We start from the raw sequence: 2,906 nt of genomic DNA, 5'->3' as shown, positions 1-2,906 counted from the left end.
GCTGATGGCGGCGCGGCCGTCCGCCTTCCACGGCGCAAACAGGTTTTTGTCGTCGAAAGCCATCTTGCCGTCCTTGACCAACGTACCGACGATGGCGGCATTCACCGTCTTCGTCATCGACCAGCCGAGCAGCGGCGTCTTGGCGGAAAAGCCCGCGCCGTAGCGCTCGGCGACGACGCGGCCATTCTTGACCACCACCACCGCCCGCATGCCGGTGCCGGTCAGCGCCGCATCGTCCAGCAGCTTGGCAACAACCGGATCCTGCGATGCCTCAACCCGCTCGCCTTCCGGCCACAGGTCGCCCATGGTGGCCGCCGACGGCTCCGCCTGGATCACAGTCCGTCGCGCCTTGCCGACATCGCCGTCCGGAACCGAAGCGCAGCCAAGCCCGTCGCGGGCGACAGCGACGCTCTTGCCGAGGAACCCGAACAGGCCGGCAGACACCGTTCCCCTGTTCTTGTCCACCGAAACACGCATTAACCGCAGCAGGGGATGCCCGGGCGCCTGCACGTCGACGGCCAGCACCTCATTGGCGTCCCGGCCGGCGATGAAGACATTCGAGCAGACGATCTTGGCCGAATAGCCGGAACCGACGCGGATCAATTCGGGCGGCGCGATGTATAGCCACGCAAACAGCGCGGCGACCGCCAGCACGATCAGACCAAGCAGCCATCTGACGATCTTGACGACGATCCGCATTTATTTCCTCCGGGCCCTGCGCGAGCCCTTATGTCATCGATTTGCCGCCATTGCTTCCGCAAATCACAATGCTTGTCGAGCGCCATCAACGGATTATCAACCATGATCGGCGATCACAGGATATGCTGAGCGATGCTGTGGGGCGATCGCTCGGAGGGGGCCCAATCACAAGCCGGCCATCAGGTATAGACCCATCAGCGACCGGCTGAATCCGGCTCGGGAATTGCGATGCGCCGTCTTGCGGGCCTCATTATGCTAGCGCTGCTTGGCGCGTGCTCGACAGTAGACGATCTCTCGCCACTGTCGCCGTCGGCGTCGAGCAGCCCGACGGTCACTGTCCGGGCGCCGCGCTTTGCCGATTCCAAGCCGCATGAATGGGAGAGCGGCGCGCCGTGGAACTATGCCGTCCACGGCACCGATGTTTCCAAATACCAGACCTCGGTCGACTGGCCGGCGGCCAAGGCCAGCGGCATCTCCTTCGCCTTCATCAAGGCGACCGAGGGCGGCGATCGCTTCGATGAATACTTCAACGAGCATTGGACCCGGACCAAAGCTGCGGGCGTTCCCCGCGCCGCCTATCACTTCTACTATTTCTGCACCCCGGCTGCCGTGCAGGCGCGCTGGTTCATCCGCAACGTCCCCGTCGATCGCTCGGCGATGCCGCCGGTCCTCGACATGGAATGGAACCCACAATCGCCGACCTGCAGGCTGCGTCCCGACGCCGCCACGGTGCGCGCGGAGATGACCACCTTCCTCGAGATCGTCGAACGCCACTACGGCAAGAAGCCGATCATCTACACCTCGGTCGACTTCTTCGACGACAACGGCCTGGCGGGGTTTCGCGGCTATCCGTACTGGCTGCGTTCTGTCGCCGGCCATCCACGTGAGAAATACGGCAGCCACCCCTTCACATTCTGGCAGTACACAGGAACCGGGATCATTCCGGGCATGACCGGCAAGGCCGACATCAACGTCTTCAACGGCAGTGAAGCCACCTGGAACAAGTGGCTGCGGCAGAACACCCGTTGACACCGGTTCAACGGCAGCACCGCCATGGATCAAATCACTCCAGCAGAGCTTCCGTTGAACCGGTGCAACGGCAGCGAGTCCGTCCGAGATAAGAAGCTCCGCAGAACACTGTTGACACCGGTGCAACGGCAGAGAAGCCGGCGGAATAAGGGGCTGCGGCACAAGAACCGTTGACACCGGGCCTGCCGCCTGCTTTTCGACACAGCCAGCGGTGAAAAGTGCAACCGCCGGCAATTCAGGGCGTTGGGCCTCCGGGGGAGCACAACAACTGCCCGCTATTCGTTTCGAGAGGAAGCTGATGCGACTGCGTTCCAAAGTCCTCGCGGCTGCGCTGACCCTGTGTGCCACGGCCTTGCCGGCGATGGCGCAGGAATGCGGCGGCGACTTCGAGACGTGGAAGCAGGGCGTCGCCGCGGAAGCCAAGGCGGCCGGCGTCGGCACTGCCGGTCTCGACGCCCTTGAAGCGGCAACCTTCGACGACAAGGTGTTGGCACGCGACCGCGCCCAGGGCGTCTTCACCCAAACCTTTGTCGAGTTTTCCAACCGCATGATCTCGGCCTATCGCCTGAAGCAAGGTGCGGCGAACATGAAGAAATACGCGGATGTCTTCGCCCGCGCCGACCAGCAGTTCGGCGTTCAGGCGCCGATCATCGCCGCCTTCTGGGCGCTGGAGACCGATTTCGGCGCCGTGCAGGGCGACTTCCACACGCTGAGCGCCCTGGTGACGCTGTCGCATGATTGCCGCCGCCCGCAACTGTTTCGGCCTCAGTTGATACCGCTTCTGCAATTGATCGATCGCGGCGTGCTGCCGGCCGATGTCAGGGGCGCCTGGGCCGGCGAGATCGGCCAGACGCAGATCCTGCCCTCAGATTATCTGGCACGCGGCGTCGACGGCGACGGCGACGGCAAGATCGACCTGCGCGGCAGCGTGCCCGATGTGATCATGACCACCGCCAACAAAGTGCTGTCGCGCGGCTGGAAACGCGACCAGCCCTGGATCCAGGAAGTCCGCGTGCCCGAAGACATGCCGTGGGACCAGACCGGTCGCACCAACAAGCTGCCGCTGTCGCAGTGGGCGCAATGGGGCGTCACCTACCCCAGCGGCGCGCCGCTGGTCGACAACGGCCTCAAGGCAGGCTTGGCGCTGCCGATGGGCCGTAAGGGGCCCGCCTTCCTAG

At 64.2% G+C, this 2,906-nt stretch carries 3 protein-coding genes; 2 read left to right on the top strand and 1 reads right to left on the bottom strand.

The genetic code is table 11. From position 1 onward, the window contains the following. Nucleotides 1-699: serine hydrolase (locus tag EN984_RS29115; protein ID WP_164765722.1), on the bottom strand; the 699-nt coding region annotated here is incomplete at its 3' end. A gap of 228 nt (nt 700-927) precedes the next feature. Between EN984_RS29115 and EN984_RS29110 the strand changes: the two genes are divergently transcribed. Beyond that, a complete protein-coding gene (locus tag EN984_RS29110) occupies nt 928-1,728 on the top strand; it encodes a GH25 family lysozyme (protein ID WP_023813161.1) in 801 nt (266 codons plus the stop codon). Nucleotides 1,729-2,026: 298 nt separating this feature from the next. Then, the coding region (locus EN984_RS29105) for a lytic murein transglycosylase (RefSeq protein ID WP_164765721.1) at nt 2,027-2,906 on the top strand (880 nt) is incomplete at its 3' end.

This window comes from Mesorhizobium sp. M7A.F.Ca.CA.004.12.1.1 (assembly GCF_003997835.1).
Lineage (GTDB): Bacteria > Pseudomonadota > Alphaproteobacteria > Rhizobiales > Rhizobiaceae > Mesorhizobium.
The sequence above is the reverse complement of the archived record's forward strand: the minus strand, read 5'-3'. Positions and strand labels throughout refer to the sequence as shown.